The 16533-nt window shown below is 40.1% G+C and carries 10 protein-coding genes; 5 read left to right on the top strand and 5 right to left on the bottom strand.

Features of this window, described 5'->3' with window-relative positions:
- A partial coding sequence (locus JHD79_RS10695; protein WP_199119226.1) for a hypothetical protein occupies positions 1–1465 on the top strand: 1465 nt, incomplete at its 5' end.
- A gap of 50 nt (positions 1466–1515) precedes the next feature.
- Here JHD79_RS10695 and JHD79_RS10700 read toward each other — a convergent pair.
- Both JHD79_RS10700 and JHD79_RS10705 read right to left on the bottom strand, forming a co-directional pair.
- Positions 1516–1920 (bottom strand): hypothetical protein, encoded by a 405-nt coding sequence (locus tag JHD79_RS10700; protein WP_199119227.1) that lies wholly within the window; start codon positions 1918–1920, stop codon positions 1516–1518.
- Between the two features lie 213 nt (positions 1921–2133).
- The gene (locus tag JHD79_RS10705) at positions 2134–6015 is read right to left on the bottom strand and encodes a hypothetical protein (RefSeq protein ID WP_199119228.1); all 3882 of its coding nucleotides are present in this window, start codon (positions 6013–6015) and stop codon (positions 2134–2136) included.
- Between the two features lie 138 nt (positions 6016–6153).
- Here JHD79_RS10705 and JHD79_RS10710 point away from each other — a divergent pair, with 138 nt between their 5' ends.
- From JHD79_RS10710 to JHD79_RS10725, 4 genes are all read left to right on the top strand, one after another.
- A complete protein-coding gene (locus tag JHD79_RS10710; RefSeq protein ID WP_199119229.1) occupies positions 6154–7359 on the top strand; it encodes a FecR family protein in 1206 nt (401 codons plus the stop codon).
- Positions 7360–7551: 192 nt separating this feature from the next.
- On the top strand, positions 7552–10857 hold the full coding sequence (locus tag JHD79_RS10715; protein WP_199119230.1) for a TonB-dependent receptor: 3306 nt from the start codon (positions 7552–7554) through the stop codon (positions 10855–10857).
- Between the two features lie 19 nt (positions 10858–10876).
- Positions 10877–12250, top strand: coding sequence for a RagB/SusD family nutrient uptake outer membrane protein (locus JHD79_RS10720; RefSeq protein ID WP_199119231.1), 1374 nt, complete (start codon positions 10877–10879; stop codon positions 12248–12250).
- Between the two features lie 602 nt (positions 12251–12852).
- The gene (locus JHD79_RS10725; protein ID WP_233164646.1) at positions 12853–14190 is read left to right on the top strand and encodes a thioredoxin family protein; all 1338 of its coding nucleotides are present in this window, start codon (positions 12853–12855) and stop codon (positions 14188–14190) included.
- Positions 14191–14243: 53 nt separating this feature from the next.
- Here the strand turns inward: JHD79_RS10725 and JHD79_RS10730 are convergent, their stop codons facing one another.
- From JHD79_RS10730 to JHD79_RS10740, 3 genes are all read right to left on the bottom strand, one after another.
- The gene (locus tag JHD79_RS10730; RefSeq protein ID WP_199119233.1) at positions 14244–14504 is read right to left on the bottom strand and encodes a hypothetical protein; all 261 of its coding nucleotides are present in this window, start codon (positions 14502–14504) and stop codon (positions 14244–14246) included.
- An 89-nt stretch (positions 14505–14593) separates the two neighbouring features.
- Entirely contained in the window at positions 14594–15631 is a 1038-nt protein-coding gene (locus JHD79_RS10735; protein WP_199119234.1) for a hypothetical protein, read from the bottom strand.
- Positions 15632–15669: 38 nt separating this feature from the next.
- A complete protein-coding gene (locus JHD79_RS10740; RefSeq protein WP_199119235.1) occupies positions 15670–16140 on the bottom strand; it encodes a MauE/DoxX family redox-associated membrane protein in 471 nt (156 codons plus the stop codon).
- Between the last annotated feature and the right edge of the window lie 393 nt (positions 16141–16533).

Consider the following 16533-nt stretch of genomic DNA (forward strand, 5'->3'; position numbering starts at 1 on the left):
CCCCCCCCCCCCCCCCCCCCCCCCCCCCCCCCCCCCCCCCCCCTCTTTTAATCATACGCCGACCACCGCGATCTACACTATGGCTCGATCGTCGGCAGCGTCAGATGTGTATAAGAGACAGCCCCACGTACTGGTCAAGACCCTTGCTACCAAGGCAAAAGATGCCGAGGAGATCTATACCATCATGTCCAAGCCACTTCCCATGCTCAACCCAAAAAAGGAAGATCCTGTTGCTACCGATTATACAATGTATAAGATCAAGCTCAACTTCGCACCGTTAAAAAGGTATTTTGTGGATAGTCTCTTTATGCACGAGAATACCAGGCTAAACTATCTGAACACCTATGTGAAAATGTCCGACAAATCAAATGTCAGCTTTTACAGCATTGACCGTTTGGAAAATGAATTTGACGATGTTGATCTGGGCAGTCTGGAACGCAATGCATCGGTCAGCATCAATGCAAAACTTTCACTGACCGGAAATTTGGGCACTAATGTAGAGAATACCAATACCACAACCAGCAATGGCAACAATAATCAGAAGAACGGAAGCGAAGGAAACCTATATGATGATAAGGGCAATGTGGTTGGCAAGATAACCAACACGGGTGAAATCATACGGGTGAACAACAATACGAACACCAGCAGTGTTAAGAGCGGTGCTTCTGTTGGCGGCACTGGCGAGGTAGGCTACCTCAACAATGAAAGCATTAAGGAGGCCATTGCCGTTAAGCTGAGAACCATGAGAACTGGTTTTGCCTTTTCACAGGATGAAATTGTCATATCGCAGGCTGGCAGGCCCAATGGTGAGGTTTCGATGAATACCTATGCCACGGTCACGCTTAAATTCGGGGGCGATCTAACTTCCATAAAAAACGTGTACACCTTTAAGGGCCTGTTTAATGATATGAATGCACCCAACAAGGCAAGCGATCTGTCTTTTAGCAGGAGGCAGATCGAATACATCAGGTGCAACAAACTAAAGGCCATAGAACTGCCCATTGAATTTGAGGGCGTCATCAGATCGGTAGAAAATATTCCGAAGCAAACGGGTGAAAATTCACTGGAATATGATGATAAGGTACATTACTACTATATTGCCAAGACTGCGGGTACGGCCGTACGCATCGACCCTTTCAAATACTGTAAAGAAGTGTATAGGGTGGAGATAAACGATAGGCAGGGCGATACATACCTCTTGAACATTGCATGGCGAACGGTCGAAGAACTTGATCTCTTCAGCGATGAGCAGCCAGAACAATTTATGCAATGGCTTACCCTGATGTTGTCCAATCCCACGGTGGCGAATTTGAGTACACCAAAATTCAGGTTATATTTTACCCGCGGCAATGGCATAAACAGAAAAACTATTGACGTGGTAAAAGAGAGCATGAGTGCCGCAGATATCAACTTGATAAAGACCCTTGACCTTTCTACATTAAACCGGCAGGCCCGTACTGATTAGTCAAATTTATTTTGATCGACAACAGGAGTTTAAAGTTATCTATTCAGTTTCTATTTGCCAACTGGCCTTTTGCCGGCCATTGTAATTCGGCTGTCCAGTCTGCTCAGTTCGTCTAGTTGCGTTTCCAAACTTTTGGTCATGGAGGTGATCAAGGTCTTGGTGGGTTTGGCCTCCAATGTTTTTTGCAGCAATTGGTCAGAAAGGTTGTACCCATAGGCTTGCTTCATGGCTTCTATGTACATGCGGTAAGTAATGTTGGGAAAAATGTCCATGTCCCAAGCCTCGTTTGCATTGGCAAAGTCGGCGAGTTTCTGCTGCACTTGTTTAGACATGGTTTGGGTGGCCCTGAAATGGACAATAAAGTTTTCTATCTCTTCCTTTGGTTTGGCAAGGAAGGTTTTCTGATAGGTAAACCAGGCGATCAACAGGCCAATTACGGCAATGGCAATTTCCATATAGATGGCATTAAGCGTTTAGAGGACATAAATTACGCAAATTGGTAAAAGGTTTAATCTAAAAATTAAAAAATATATCTTCTATACCCTCGCATTTAGTAATGAGCTAGGAAACAGCTGCCAAAGATCATACTATGGTCCCTTCTGTATTAAATCGGCAAAGCCATTTTTTTCTTCCAATGTGATATATCTTTTATTTGGATACCGACAACATTACTGCTCCAAATAGTTCCGTAATTCACTTTCTTTTTCTCTTTCAAGTTTTGCTTCCTGATCAAGAGCTTTATCATAGATTAGATCAGTGTAGCTATCTATCGCTGCTAATTCTGTTTCGGTAAATAAACCCTTTTTTTCATTAGCCCAGTATTTTACGTTTCTAGCTACATTAGCGCTTCTTAATTGTTTTGCTTCTATTAAATCCCTGATCATATTAACGATAGGAAGCTCAGCAGCTTCTTCTATATTATTCTCTTCTCTACTTTTCATAAGATTATATAGAGAATAGTCTCTTGTCAAGCATTTATAAGCTAGCTTCAAGCGTATGATTTGGGGGATAGAGTTTAAGTTTTCATTATGCGAAATCGCCTCTATTAATGGACATATATTCTCCGACAGTTTATTAATCAATTCTTCTGATGCCCCTTTTAAAATTCTTTCGAAATAAGGCTTAACAGATGTTTTTGAACTTGTAGCCAAGTGAAAAATAAATAGTTCAGAAATCATATTGATCGCCGCTTCATTTTTTTCTTTTACCAAATCATCCAAAAACTCTCTCGGATTATTGGGAAACTCTTCCCTAACTTTTCTATTAGTAAGTATATCATCAAAATAAGCCGATAGTGCAACCTTAAACCCTAGAGACGTGGGCTTTTTCAGATACGCATCAAGTATAGTATTCCATTCTTTGTGTACCGAGTGAAAATGGTCATAGGTATTGGCTAGACCATGCATTACAATTAGCGATTGGACTAAAAGTTTTTCTGGTAATGCTACCATGATCTCTTCGGGAGTTAAACCTTCCGTAGAATATGAGGTTGCGGCCAATTGAATTTCACTTGATACTCCAATGGTGGTAAAGGCGAATAATTTGGCCAGTTGTGGCATATCAGGTAATTTTTCAAGAATAGTTCTCTTTTCGTCAGCATCAAGGTATTTCCAGTTAATGATCAATATCCTAATAAATTTGGCCTGGAATAATGGTAAAGAAATAGAAAAGCACGTCTTAATAACTTCCTTTCTCTTTATATCTGAAATACATTTTAGTTCATTATCTAAAAACCCCAGAAAAATCTCAGCCATCTTCGTAAAAACATGGTACTGGTTCAACTGTTTGAGCATCCAATTTGAAAAGGCCAATGTGATCTCTCCTTTTGCCCCATTTTCAATATGCTCATTGCGCAGTGTATCACTAAATCTTCCATGATTAATAAAAGTATCTAGAGGTAGGTGCTTAAAAAGAATAGGCATTAGTTCTCCCCATAGGGACCACATTTCCTTTTGATCTTCATCTCGTATATTGTATTGCCAATCAAACGAATGTTGGGTATATCCAGCAGCAAACTGGGTGAAAAGTGAGGTCGCGTTTAACACCACAAACAAATCGTCAAATTTGTTTTTAATAAAACCCAGTACTTCGGCTTTCCTCTCTTTGGCCTTTATCTTGGGCCAAGATCTGAACAAGCCTTTTACCAACTGGTTTTTCACAAAAGGATTATCGTCAATATTAAGCTGTTTAATTTCATCAAATGTTTCTTGTGATAAACTGGCTGCAAAAAGGAAAGCAGTCATTTCCTTGATAAAACTTTCCTCATATCTAAAAAAGTCCTTTAATACATTTATATCATAACTGATATGCTCCTTTTTACCTCGGGTTATGCGTATTAATGATTTTAGCAAACGATAGGCCTCAAGTGCGGATAAATGGTTCCGATTTGTACAATAGGTGCTCCATTCTTCTGACACCTCACTACTGGATCTGATAACCCTAAAATCTTCCCCATTGAAAGAAATATTTTTCACATCTGGTATAAAGACAATATCATTCTGCCACCTATAGCTACTTTTGTCAAAACCTAAACTACGTTCAAATCGTTCCCTCATTTGTTTCTTATTTTCATCTGTCATGAGATTGTAATGAGTGACCAAGAATATTAAGCTTGCATCTCGAACGGTTACAAAAGTTGATTTGGTAGCAGACAGTGCAATTTCAATCAATTCCATTCTATGCTGGGCGTTTTTAGCATTGCTGAATAACAAGTAAAGATTTTTAACGGCGTGTAGGGCTGATCTGTGGTTTAATCCTCCAATAATCTTTTTTATAAAAGTAATGGTGTCTTCATATCTGAATACGTTTCCATTGTCCAGCAACAGCCTGCCTGCTTCCTGGTAAATGGGGTGCTGAAAGAAAAATTCCGTAGAAGAAGCAGTAATATAATTGTAGTCAATCAAGCTTTCTAATGCTGGTCTGGTATCGACTGGTTTTGTTTCTCTGTATTCCTTGATTTTATAATCATCAAATTCTTGTTCCTCTCCAAACAGGCTTCCGCCAGTAGATTTGACTTCGACCAAATTTAGACCGGGTAGGTAGATAGGGTCATTGTCCAAAATATAATTAAAGTCTGTTTGTGTAAGACCAAACTGGGTATTGGCTCCAATGCCCAATAATTGCATATAGGTAAGCACTTCATGTCCCTTTTTAAGCAGCATTTCCTTAATATCCGGAGCTTTGAAATTGGCCATATTCTTAATCTCTTCCCGTGTATACTTTTTGCCTTGATCGATATGGGTAGCAAGATGGGCGAGCTGCCCCGGCTGAAAGGTATCTTGATCTGAAAAAGTTTCAATACAATCTTCAACGCTCCTGTAAAAAATGGGATTGATTTCTTTTTCGCTATTGAACTTGCTCCATAATGCAAGCAGATAGTGTTTATCTTTAACCGTAACATCAACAAGATTGATATTTCTAAAATAGCGAGGCTTTTCAATGCCAGAGATTACTTCAAGGGTAGAGGTAATCACCAGGTAACGTTCTGTGGTAATGGACAGGTTAGTAATTAGGCTATCCAGTTTTTTTAGTTTGTTTGTATCAAAGTCTCCGCTATACTGTCCAAGGGGGTCTTCGAGGTAACAGATGCGGCCTTCGTTTACATTTTCTGATAAAAAACTATTTGCCGCTTCAATTTCCATTACAGCCTTATAGTTGAAGGATCTATGTTCATCCAAGAACTGGCGAATTAAAAAATACGAGGTATGGGTTTTACCGCAGAGCGTTGTTCCATACAGAAAAATTTTCTTATCTTTTTTTAGCATTGCATAGAGATCGTCCTCGTCGCCACGTTTTAGGTAAGATGTTGACAGGGCAGGTGGATAAATGCGAAATGAAGCCAACAGTTTTAAAACCCTTTCATGAATGTTTACACTTGTTGTTTTATGTTCCTTGACCAATTCAACAAGTTTGTTTCGTGCTTGGTTAAGTGCAGTTTGCGGAATGTGGTGATCGGTCAGGAGCTGGTCTATTTTAAATTTCAAAGTTGTGCTATCCAGCCTATCCAAAACAGAAATCCTGGACAGGATACCTTCAAAGTCTGCTATTGAAAGACTATTGAGAAACTGTAATATAAATTTTGTCCTATTATCACCTTTCCTGCACCTGCTTTTCAGAAGTTCCAAAAAGGCTTTGTTTTTTCCTTTTAGTGCAGGCTTGGTAGGTTTTATAAAAGTGCTTACATTGGCAACAAGCTTTAAATCATCAATGTCCTGTTCCACACGAGAAGAGGTAAAAATAAAGAACTCATCCAATGGTCTATTATGTAACCTTGAAAGCACAAATTCATCATCTTTATAAGCGGTAAACTTGCTAATACAATCTAAAAGGAAAGAAAGATCAAAATAGTCTATCCTGTTCTTGCATTCAAAACAAATCTTTCGGGTAATGCCTTTGCTGGCATCGAGAAATACCAGGGTAAGATCATCGTCTTTGGCTTTATCTATATAGACTTCTACTAATGTAGGATGTTTAATGTGGTAGAGTATGACAAAAACAGAGGCCAGATATTGGTAATCGTAGCCGTCAGGTCCATTAAGCGTTGCATTCATATTTGGATAAGGTGGTGTCTATTGATAAATCTACAATCAATAATTATATAATATAGAACTTTTTTCATTTTCATCTACTCCCTTGCCCCCACTCATCGGTCTTACTATCCAAACCGCCATAATAAAGTATAACGGCATATGGAAAAGGAAGAATTAAAAGACCTGTTGGAAAGATATGTGGAGAGCCGATGCACCGAGCAGGAAAAGGCATGGGTAGAAGACTGGTACAACAACCATCACCTAAAGGCCAACGTACCCTACACCCATCAGCAGATAGAGGCCGATACGGAAGAAGTTTGGCATAGGCTCAAGGTCACCAAACCTTTGGTATACCATAACTGGCTCAAATATGCGGGCATTGCCGCCGCATTGATCTTGGCCTACCTGCTGTTGTACGTATATTTCTTTAAGGACAGCGAGAAAAAACAACTGCCACAGCGGGCCTCCATGGAACAGGTACTGCCCGGTGGCGACCGTGCCACGCTTACCCTGGCCAACGGACAGCAGATCTCCCTTACCGATGTAGGCAATGGAGTGGTGGCCACACAAGCCAATATCAACATCAGAAAAACAGCAGATGGACAATTGGAATACACCGTGCTCGATAGCGATACCGCAGGCAGCAGTGCCAATGTTCAGCTCAACACGATAACAACACCCAAAGGAGGCCAATATCAGGTGCGTTTGCCTGATGGATCAAAAGTATGGCTAAACGCCGCTTCAGCAATTACCTATGCCACCAACCTGTCTATATCCAAAGAACGTGTGGTGAAGTTGAGCGGCGAAGCCTACTTTGAAGTAGCAACTAAACTGAAGGAACAAAGCGGAAAACAAAAAGCAGAAAAAGTGCCCTTCATTGTAAAAACAGCCACACAAGAAATTGAAGTATTGGGTACGCACTTTAACGTAAGCAGCTACGCCGATGAAGAAAAAACAATAACAACTTTATTGGAAGGCTCGGTCCACGTTTCATCGTCATTTCGAGCAAGTGGAACAACGGGAAACCTAACAAGTGACGAAGTACGGCTCAAGCCCGGCCAACAGTCCGTTAACAGCAAGGGCAACCTAATGGTACAACCTGCCGACACCGAACTGGCCACCGCATGGAAAAACGGATGGATGAAATTTAAGAGCGCCAAACTGCCCGACATTATGCGGCAGGTGGGACGCTGGTACGACATAGACATCAAGTACCAGGGCAATGTGGGCAACCGCACCATTAGCGGAGGCATGAGCCGCAGCTCCACCCTGCAGAGCGCCCTACAAATATTGGAACAGGCAGGCGTAAAATTCGAGCTGGTTACCGATGGAAAACGGAAAACGCTTTTGGTAAAAGCGCAATAAGATAATTAACCTGAACTATAAACTTAATCTTAACCGCCTATGGCAAAGCACAAGCATAATTTTTAAAATTTCGAGTTGATAATTAATTCCCCATCATGAAAAAAGCCAGGAGGTGCGCGAACACCTGCTGGCCTAAGTTGGGGAAGTCCGAACAACTGACATCATTGCAAACTAACCTAACCCCACAAAAGTATGAAAATTTATTTATGCCTGCGGCATCTATTGCGTGCGCATTGCCAGGCACTGTACAAAGCCTTTCTACTCATGAAGCTAACGGTGATCATAATTGTACTGACCTTTCTAAAGGTAAATGCCCATGTACATGCGCAGCAGATTACACTTACCGTTAAACAGGCACCCATTATAGAGGTGCTGGGCCAGATCGAAAAACAGAGCGGCTACCAGTTCTTTTACGACGATGAAGTGCTTGCCCCTACCCAAAAGGTAAGCCTTACGCTAAAGAACGCCGAAATTACCGAAGCACTGAACAAATGTTTTGCGGGCCAACCACTCGCATACCAAATTATAGATAAGACCATTGTCATTAAGCGCAAGGAAACCACTTTGTTGGACCGTGTTGGCAGTTTTATAAAAGAGCTGATCATGACCGGGCAGGTAACCGATGCCAACGGACAGCCCATAGCTGGCGTAACGGTAATGGTAAAGAACAGCAGCACCACCACCATAACCGATGGACAGGGCAGATACACCATACGGGTACCCGAAAACGGCACCCTGATTTTTTCTTCTATAGGTTACGAAACCATAGAAATACCCGTAGCCAATAAAACCAACCTAAACCTCATGCTAAAAGAGGCCGTGGGTTTGTTGGATAAGGTACAAATCATTGGCTATGGTACCACCACCCAACGTTTGAACACGGGTAATGTTGGTACAGTATCGGCACAAATTATAGGTAATCAGCCCATCACCAATCCAATGCAGGCTCTCGCTGGTCGTATTGCAGGTGTTACTGTAAACCAATCCAATGGTCTTCCAGGTTCTGGAATGAGTGTACAGATAAGAGGTAGAAATTCCATTGCAGCAAGCAATGTTCCTTTATATGTTGTGGATGGGGTTCCATTTCCTTCTGATGCCTTGGTTGGACTTCTAACTACTTTTTCAAGTTCTAGCCCATTGAATAGTATAAACCCAGGTGATATTGAAAGTATAAGTGTACTAAAAGATGCCGATGCTACCGCCATTTATGGAAGCCGTGCCGCCAATGGGGTCATACTCATCACCACCAAAAAAGGACAGGCAGGCAAGACCAAGTTTGAGGTGAACCTGAACAACGGGTATGGATCGGTAACCCGTACGGCTAAACCTTTAAGTACTTCACAATACCTGCAGCTACGGCGGGATGCCTTTGCCAATAGCGGTATTCTTCCTACGGCAACCACAGCACCCGATTTATTGGTATGGGATCAAAACACTGACAACAACCTACAGGAATGGTATATGGGTAATACCACCCAACAGTGGGATGCCAATGGCTCCGTAGGTGGAGGAAGTGCTAAAACACGCTTTTTAATCTCTGGTAACTACCACCAAGAAAGTACAGTATTCTCAGAAAGTGACCGTTACAAAAGAGGTGGCGTTCATTTTAATATTTCCCATAAATCCATTAATGAAAAATTGAGTATAGATTTTATTGGTTTTTATTCTCAAGACAACAACCGATTAAAAAATAGTTTGTCTAATACAGTAGCAGCGATTGCTACATCCATACCCAATTACCCAATTTTCGACAATAATGGAAACTACAATTGGACAGCTAACTTAAACAATGTAGTAGCTGTTGGTAGCGCATATTGGAAAAGTCAAAACAAAAATCTGAATGCTAATTTAAAGATTGCTTATCTTATTATCCCTGGATTAGAGATTAAAAGTAGTTTTGGATATAACAGATTAGATAATGAGATCATAAGGCCCAATCCTGCCTCAAGTATAAATCCTGCCATTACACTTCTAGGATCTAGTGCATTTGGTGAAAGTCATCAAGACATATTTAATATAGAGCCTCAATTGAATTTTACAACTTCCATTTCAAAAGGAAAGTTCGAATTATTAATAGGTAATACGATCCAAGCGAATAACCAGAAGAGAATGTCTATCCCAGTATTTAGTTATATTAATGAATTATTGTTAGAAAGTCCCGCTGGTGGTACTGTTGGCACTATAGAATATAGCCAAAGTCAATACAATTTTATATCAATCTTTGGTCGTGTTAATTACAATTGGCTAGATAAATATATTGTAAATGCTTCCTTTAGAAAAGATGGTAGTAGTCGGTTTGGTACTGGCAAAAAATATGGCAATTTTGGTAGTATAGGTATAGCGTGGTTATTCAAGAATGAGGCCTTGTTGAAAGATAAGTTGGATTGGTTTTCCTTTGGTAAATTACGAGGAAGTTATGGTAGCACAGGTAGTGACGGTATTGGAGACTATGGTTATTTAAGTCTTTATAATAGTAGTAGTGATTATGGAGGATCCAAAACAATTATTCCTTCACAATTGGCCAATTCAGCTTTTCAATGGGAGGTCAATAAGAAATTAGAGTTTGCCCTTGAATTGGGGTTCTTGAAAGATCGTATTTTATTAAACAGCGCATGGTATAGAAATCGTTCTAACAATCAACTTGTTATTTATCCGTTACCTTCTACTACTGGTTTTTCGGGCTATACTGCAAACTTGCCTGCTGAGGTACAGAATAGTGGTTGGGAGTTTGAACTGAATACACAAAATATCAAAAAAAAGGACTTCGGCTGGAATACCTCCTTTAACTTAACTATTCCAAAGAATAAATTAGTCAGTTTTCCTAATATTGAACTGACTAGCTATGCAAATACCTATGTTGTTGGTAAATCTTTAAACTCAGTATTAAGATATCAATTTTTAGGCGTAGATCCTGCAACTGGTCTTAGCCAAATTGAAGATATTAATGGAGTGACAGGTTTACAAGCCCGCTCTAGTTATAATAATCAAGGTGGAGATTATGTATTAGCTGGAAATAGAGATCCAAAATGGTATGGAGGAATTAATAATAGTATTAGGTTTAAAGGTTTGCAGCTGGATGTCTTTTTCCAGTATGTTAATAAAAAAGATTATAATTTATACAATAACCAAAATGCTAATTCATTTGGCACGCTTTTAAATGTTTGGGAGACACATCTAGATTATTGGAAACAGCCAGGTGATCAAAGCTTTTTGCCAAAACCTCTTGCTGGTACAAATTCTTCTTATGTGAACTTTGTTAATTCCACTGAGGTTTTTTCTGATGCTTCATTTCTTCGATTAAAAAACCTAGCATTAAGCTATTCGCTTCCAAATAAATGGATAAATAAAGCTGGTTTAAGCAATTTTAGAATAGTTGCTCAAGGACAAAATTTATGGACAATTACCAAATATATTGGCTATGATCCAGAAACTACAGGTTTGGGAGCCCAAGTTCCGCCGCTAAAAATGTTCTCATTCGGCTTGCAAGCTTCCTTATAATTTTTAATCTCTATTTAAAATGAAAAAGTTAAAATATTATAATATATACATCAACAAAGGCATAGCTGCAGCATTTCTTATTTTGTATTTAGGAGGTTGTAAGAAATTTATCGAGGTTGATGAAATTAAAACTCAGTTATTGAGTTCACAAGTGTTCGATAACAATGCTTCTGCAAATGCTGCAACTTTGGGCATGTATAGGCAAACACGAGCTGGTGGATTAATCAATGCAATAACCATTTATAACCCAATTATAAGTGACGAGATCAAGCCGTATGCTGGAATTGGAAATAATTATACCAATAATACTTTACAGCCTTCTGATACGACTTTACCTTGGGCTGTTATTTACACTGTTATTTATACAGCAAATAATGTGATTGAAGGTTTATCCAATAGCACTGGTGTTACAGAGCCTGTAAGAAGTTATTATATAGGAGAAGCCAAACTTATCCGTGCCTTTTGCCATTTTTATTTGGTGAATTTATATGGGGACGTACCCTTGGTGTTAAATACCAATGTACAGGTGAACAGCAGCATTGCCAGAACACCAGCTGCAATGGTATATGCTCAGATCATTACCGACTTGAAAGAAGCCCAAGCGGTATTGGGTAACGATTATAGCTTTACGGGTGGGGAGCGCAGCCGGGCTAACAAATGGGTAGCTACGGCGCTATTAGCCAGGGCCTACCTTTACCAAAAGGATTATGCAAATGCCGAAATACAGGCCAATGCCGTTATTACCAGTGGGCAATACAGTCTATTAAATGGTCCTACTGGAATTTTTGTAAAGAACAATAACGAGGCCATTTGGCAGTTTGCCAATAATGCAACAGAAGCCAACACCGTTGCCGCCAACTTTATCTACACCACCACACCTACCTATGTAGCCACCAGTTTTCTTACCAATGCTTTTGAAACGGGCGATGCCAGAAAGACCACTTGGCTGCGTACACAGACCATTAGCGGCGTTCTGGTTTCTACGCCTTTAAAGTTTACCAGTACCGCTGTAACCAGTACCGAGTGGTACACCGTAATGCGTTTGGCCGAAATGTACCTGATCCGTGCGGAATGTAAAAGCATGCGCAACGATTTTCAGGGCTGCATTGACGATGTAAACCTGATCCGCTTAAAACATGGCAACCTTACCGTACCCCTACCTGCTCCCGCCAACCAAACGGCAGCTATGGATGTGGTGATGAGGGAAAGACAGGTGGATCTGTTTACCGAAGGGATGCACCGTTGGTTCGACCTTAAACGTACGGGACGTTTGGAGGCGGTGATGCTGGCCGAAAAGCCTACCACCTGGCAGAGCTATGCGGCATTGTACCCCATTCTGTTTACCGATATACAGCGCAACCCCAATTTAAAGCAGAACCCTGGTTATGAATAAATAGTAGGTTGATGTTTTGGAATGTGCCGAATGAGCTGCGTGGAACCTGCTTTCGGCAGGTCTGCGCATTGGCACTAATCCCCATGCTGTCATTTCGAACGCAGTGAGAAATCTATTATGGTTCACGTCATACCGCAGGGTAAAATGCGGGAGAACCATACTTAGAAAAAGAAGAAATAAGCAGATGAAAAGAAAAAAAGAAACAGCGTTCTCAATGTTAAATTTTGGAGGTTACTGCAACAGGGTGGGGGCTTGTTCCCTGCCCCTACGCAGCTTACCAATGTAACAACTAAAAACAAACTACTAAATACGGCATGCCCCCTAAGTTGGATGACAGGGCACATTAGTAGCACTATCTCGTGTAGTAAACCTCACTGCATACAGGGGGTAAGGAATAGTGGTCCTGCCCCTACGCAGTGAAAACAAAAGAAGCAATTTGTTCCCTGTTTAAAAGGGAGCCATCAAGACCTGGTTAACGCATGCTCATCATTTAATCAGAGGTTGCAGCGGGTGGGAAACATCAACCCGCCCCTGCATTTATTAAACACAAACCATAGAAAGGAAATGAAAAATTGAAATCCGTCGTCAGCATCATGCTGTTCATGATACTAGGTATCTGCTACAGCAAACTGGCTTGTGCACAAACCAACAGGCCCGATACCACCAAGGCCCTTAAAATTGGTGATCAGGTACCCGATATTGAATTTAAGGACATCATTAACTGGAACAAGACCAGCGCCAAACTGAGCGACTTTAGGGGTAAACTGGTGATCTTGGATTTTTGGGCGACCTGGTGTGTACCCTGTATTAGTGCTTTGCCCAAATTGGACAGTCTGCAAAAACAGTTCAAAGATGAAATTGTGATCCTGCCCATTACCTACGAAAAAAAAGAACTGATCCAATCGGTACTGAAAAGCAATCCATCGCTTCGTCCTATGCAATTGCCTTTTATTACTCTTACATCACTAAATAAAATCTTTCCTTACAGACTTTTACCTCATGAAGTTTGGATTGACAGAAATGGGAAATTCTTAGCAACTACTAATACTGAAGGGATAACTGTTGATCATATTAATGAAGCTTTAAGCAGTACGATAAAAAACTTAAAAATTAAAAAAGATATTATAAATGTTGATCTTAAGAAACCTTTATTATTCGGCGCTTATCAAGGTTATGAATTTAAACCTGAAAATATTGAAGCCAGCTCATTTATGACAAATCAATTGGATGGGGTTTCTGGACCTGTTTATTGGCATCCTTCTAAAATAAGCGGCAGTGAAAATATATTCATAAAAATAATCAATGCACCTGTAGTACGCTTATACCAGGTAGCGTTATTGGATTTTTGGCCTCCAACATCCAATAATTTCAACAATGATTTTTATTTAAAATACGATTTTTCGAGAATTTATTGGGAGGAAGATAATTGCATCCTTAATTCTGACTGCAAGAAAGAAGGTCAAAATAGAACAATATCTTTTTCTTACGAACTTATATTACCCAAAACTGACCGATTTACTTTCAAAAAATATATGTTAGATGATGTTAATAGGTATTTTATCCTAAAATATGGGATTGAAGGTATAAGAGAGAAAAGGAAAGTAAAATGTTGGACCTTGACTTCTAATGGGAATGATATTCTTTTTAAAACAACTGGGTTAAAACCGTACATAGATATAGATAAAAATAAAATAGGTATTAAAGTGGTTAATAGTTCAATAGATGAATTTATGTTTTGGTGGTTGACTTATTCAATAGGTCATTCTGTTAAGTATCCAATAATTAATGAAACGAACTACCATTTGCCCGTTGATTTGGATTTAAAAGTTGATCAAAGCGATTTTGAAATAGTAAAAAAAGAACTTGCAAAGGTAGGCTTGATTTTTAAACTTGAAGATCGTGAAATAGATATGATAGTCATTCGAAAAAAACAAAAATAAAGAAAAGGATTGTTGAGGTGATTTCTACAACAATCCTTTTTTGTCTGGTTATACTATCTTCCAGTAAAAATCCTATAGTATGTCACCAATTCATTCTCATTTGGATTTTGTTCGGAAGGTTCCAGTTTATAGCAACATTCCTGAGTGTTACCAGGACATTCAGACTGTTGATCAACATTCGGAGGAGTTACTCCAATTGCAAGCGGATTTGACCAACAGTCGTCAATAGTTTTACTTCCCTGTTGGGCAAGGGTAATACCTGCAGTAAACATGAAGGCAGCTATGGCCAACAGACTTAATTTCATTCTTTTCATGATAGATAATTTTTGATTTAGAGCAAATTGCCGCATCAACTACTATATACAGGTTGCGGTTTCACCTGTACATAGCTTTGCAAAGAAGCTTAGGGCTGGTAATTGAATAGGCCAACTTTATCATTACTCAGTCCCAATATTTTGTCGGGTGCAATAAAATAATATTGCAGTACATCTTTTCCCTTTAGAGAAGCCATATAAAAGCTGCCCAAATACCGACCATCCTTTACGTCATATTTATCAATTACGGTATTTTTTTCAAACTTTTGGTTTTCCTCATTATCAGCCATTAAAGTAGAACGCACATATAAAACACCATCATGAATAATGGTATGACCAATTAAGGAAACGGGTGGCTTCTTTAGGGTCACACCCGTTTTGGTATCTGTGACCTCCGTTTTTACAGTATGGTTGGTATCAATGGTATGCCCTTCATACTTCAGTTTTATTGCCGTATCAAAACTTGTCAATAGACTGGTGTAATAATGGGCAAAAATCAATTGACCACTTTTACCGTCATAATTTAGCCTGCCTCCATATAAAAAGCCTGCATCGGCCAATGGCTTAGATATATTGTTTTCTGTTGTCAGAATATTTCCTTTGGCATCCATCAATTTAAATGAGGCATTCCGTGTCTGGTCATCAATATAACGGATAACCCAGCGGTTGCTGTCCAACATAACATTGTTGTGGAAAACACCCTTAAATGGCAATACCGTTATCTCCGTTTTTCCGGTGCGTAGATCTGCCTTGATCAGCCTTCGAGCATTACTTGAAATAAGATAGAGATAGGGATATCTTACTGTAGCATTAAATGCCGGGCCAAGACGAGTAATGATCGGTATGTCAAGGAAGATGGTATCGAGCCTGTCCAGTCGGGTAGTGGTCATAAATACCTTTGCGGGATCTGGCCCCATCAGGAAAAGACTATCGCCCTGCTGCCCACAAAGCTCCCTAAAGCTCCAACCAAAATTTACCTCTTTAAGCAAGGTGGCCGTTGTGCCATTAAACTGGCGTACAAATCCGTTCTTCTCCCTGTTGGGCGCCCCATTGGTTTTATTAAGGGCATACAATATACCTGCGGCCAAAAGTATGAGAACAACGATAAGTAACAGATGCTTTTTCATGTGCTGGACCAAGGTTTATAAATAATCATTTTCAAATGCTACTGTCGTGCCATGTGGGCTGCCGTCTGGTGGAGTAGTGGCCTGCCCCTATTTAGCCTTCCGTTAAGTATATAGAGTACTATACCAAACAGGGCCAATAAGGTAAATACAATATTAAACACCAGGTGCTGCTGCCAACTGAGCTGGCTCAATATGCCGCCACAACTACAGGGTACAAAATAGCTGTGGTACAACATGGCATAGATATATCCGGTAAACATGAGCATGGCAAAGAAAGACAGGTAAAGACCTAATAGCCTTGTCCTGTCAAAGATCAACAAGACGGCCGTTGCCAGTTCTGCAATGGGCAACGTTATGGCAATAGGCCCGGCAAGGTTCTGCAGGTAGGGAGAACGCCCCAACTGGAATTTAAAGGTACCGTAGTCGGTGAGCTTGCTCAGTCCCGCATATACCCAGAGTACAATAAATAGAATGGAGATTACACCGATGAAGATGTTCCTTATCCGCATAGCAAACTTTTTGGTTTATAGTTGGGTTCGTCCTACTGCTGTTGGTGGTGCAGCCTATCATAAAAGCGTATGATGCTTATATCTTCTCCTATCTACTGGTCACAAATCTGAAGTATAAATCTTGCTCCGTTTATCTGATACAAGTTAAGATGATGTTTGTTAAAATCAAACAACCTTATGCAGACAACACTGTAGTTAATGCTAACGTAGTGAAAGGAAATGTGAACGTAAACCTGACAGAATGAAGCCATACAAAAAGATAGCGGGTAAACCCTTATTTCTCTTTCACCCGTTCAAAGACAAAACAATGATGATCATATAGCATTGAACTGATGTTGGTAGGTTGTCCGCTATTTATGTATCTCGCTATAAAAAAAATATAGGGTGTTTACA

This window comes from Pedobacter sp. ASV28 (assembly GCF_016428855.1).
Classification (GTDB): domain Bacteria; phylum Bacteroidota; class Bacteroidia; order Sphingobacteriales; family Sphingobacteriaceae; genus Pedobacter.

Excerpts from the sequence above, each read along its gene's own strand:
- JHD79_RS10700 (WP_199119227.1), bottom strand. The coding sequence starts at position 1,920 with ATGGAAATTGCCATTGCCGTAATTGGCCTGTTGATCGCCTGGTTTACC.
- JHD79_RS10705 (WP_199119228.1), bottom strand. The coding sequence starts at position 6,015 with ATGAATGCAACGCTTAATGGACCTGACGGCTACGATTACCAATATCTG.
- JHD79_RS10710 (WP_199119229.1), top strand. The coding sequence starts at position 6,154 with ATGGAAAAGGAAGAATTAAAAGACCTGTTGGAAAGATATGTGGAGAGC.
- JHD79_RS10715 (WP_199119230.1), top strand. The coding sequence starts at position 7,552 with ATGAAAATTTATTTATGCCTGCGGCATCTATTGCGTGCGCATTGCCAG.
- JHD79_RS10720 (WP_199119231.1), top strand. The coding sequence starts at position 10,877 with ATGAAAAAGTTAAAATATTATAATATATACATCAACAAAGGCATAGCT.
- JHD79_RS10725 (WP_233164646.1), top strand. The coding sequence starts at position 12,853 with ATGATACTAGGTATCTGCTACAGCAAACTGGCTTGTGCACAAACCAAC.
- JHD79_RS10730 (WP_199119233.1), bottom strand. The coding sequence starts at position 14,504 with ATGAAAAGAATGAAATTAAGTCTGTTGGCCATAGCTGCCTTCATGTTT.
- JHD79_RS10735 (WP_199119234.1), bottom strand. The coding sequence starts at position 15,631 with ATGAAAAAGCATCTGTTACTTATCGTTGTTCTCATACTTTTGGCCGCA.
- JHD79_RS10740 (WP_199119235.1), bottom strand. The coding sequence starts at position 16,140 with ATGCGGATAAGGAACATCTTCATCGGTGTAATCTCCATTCTATTTATT.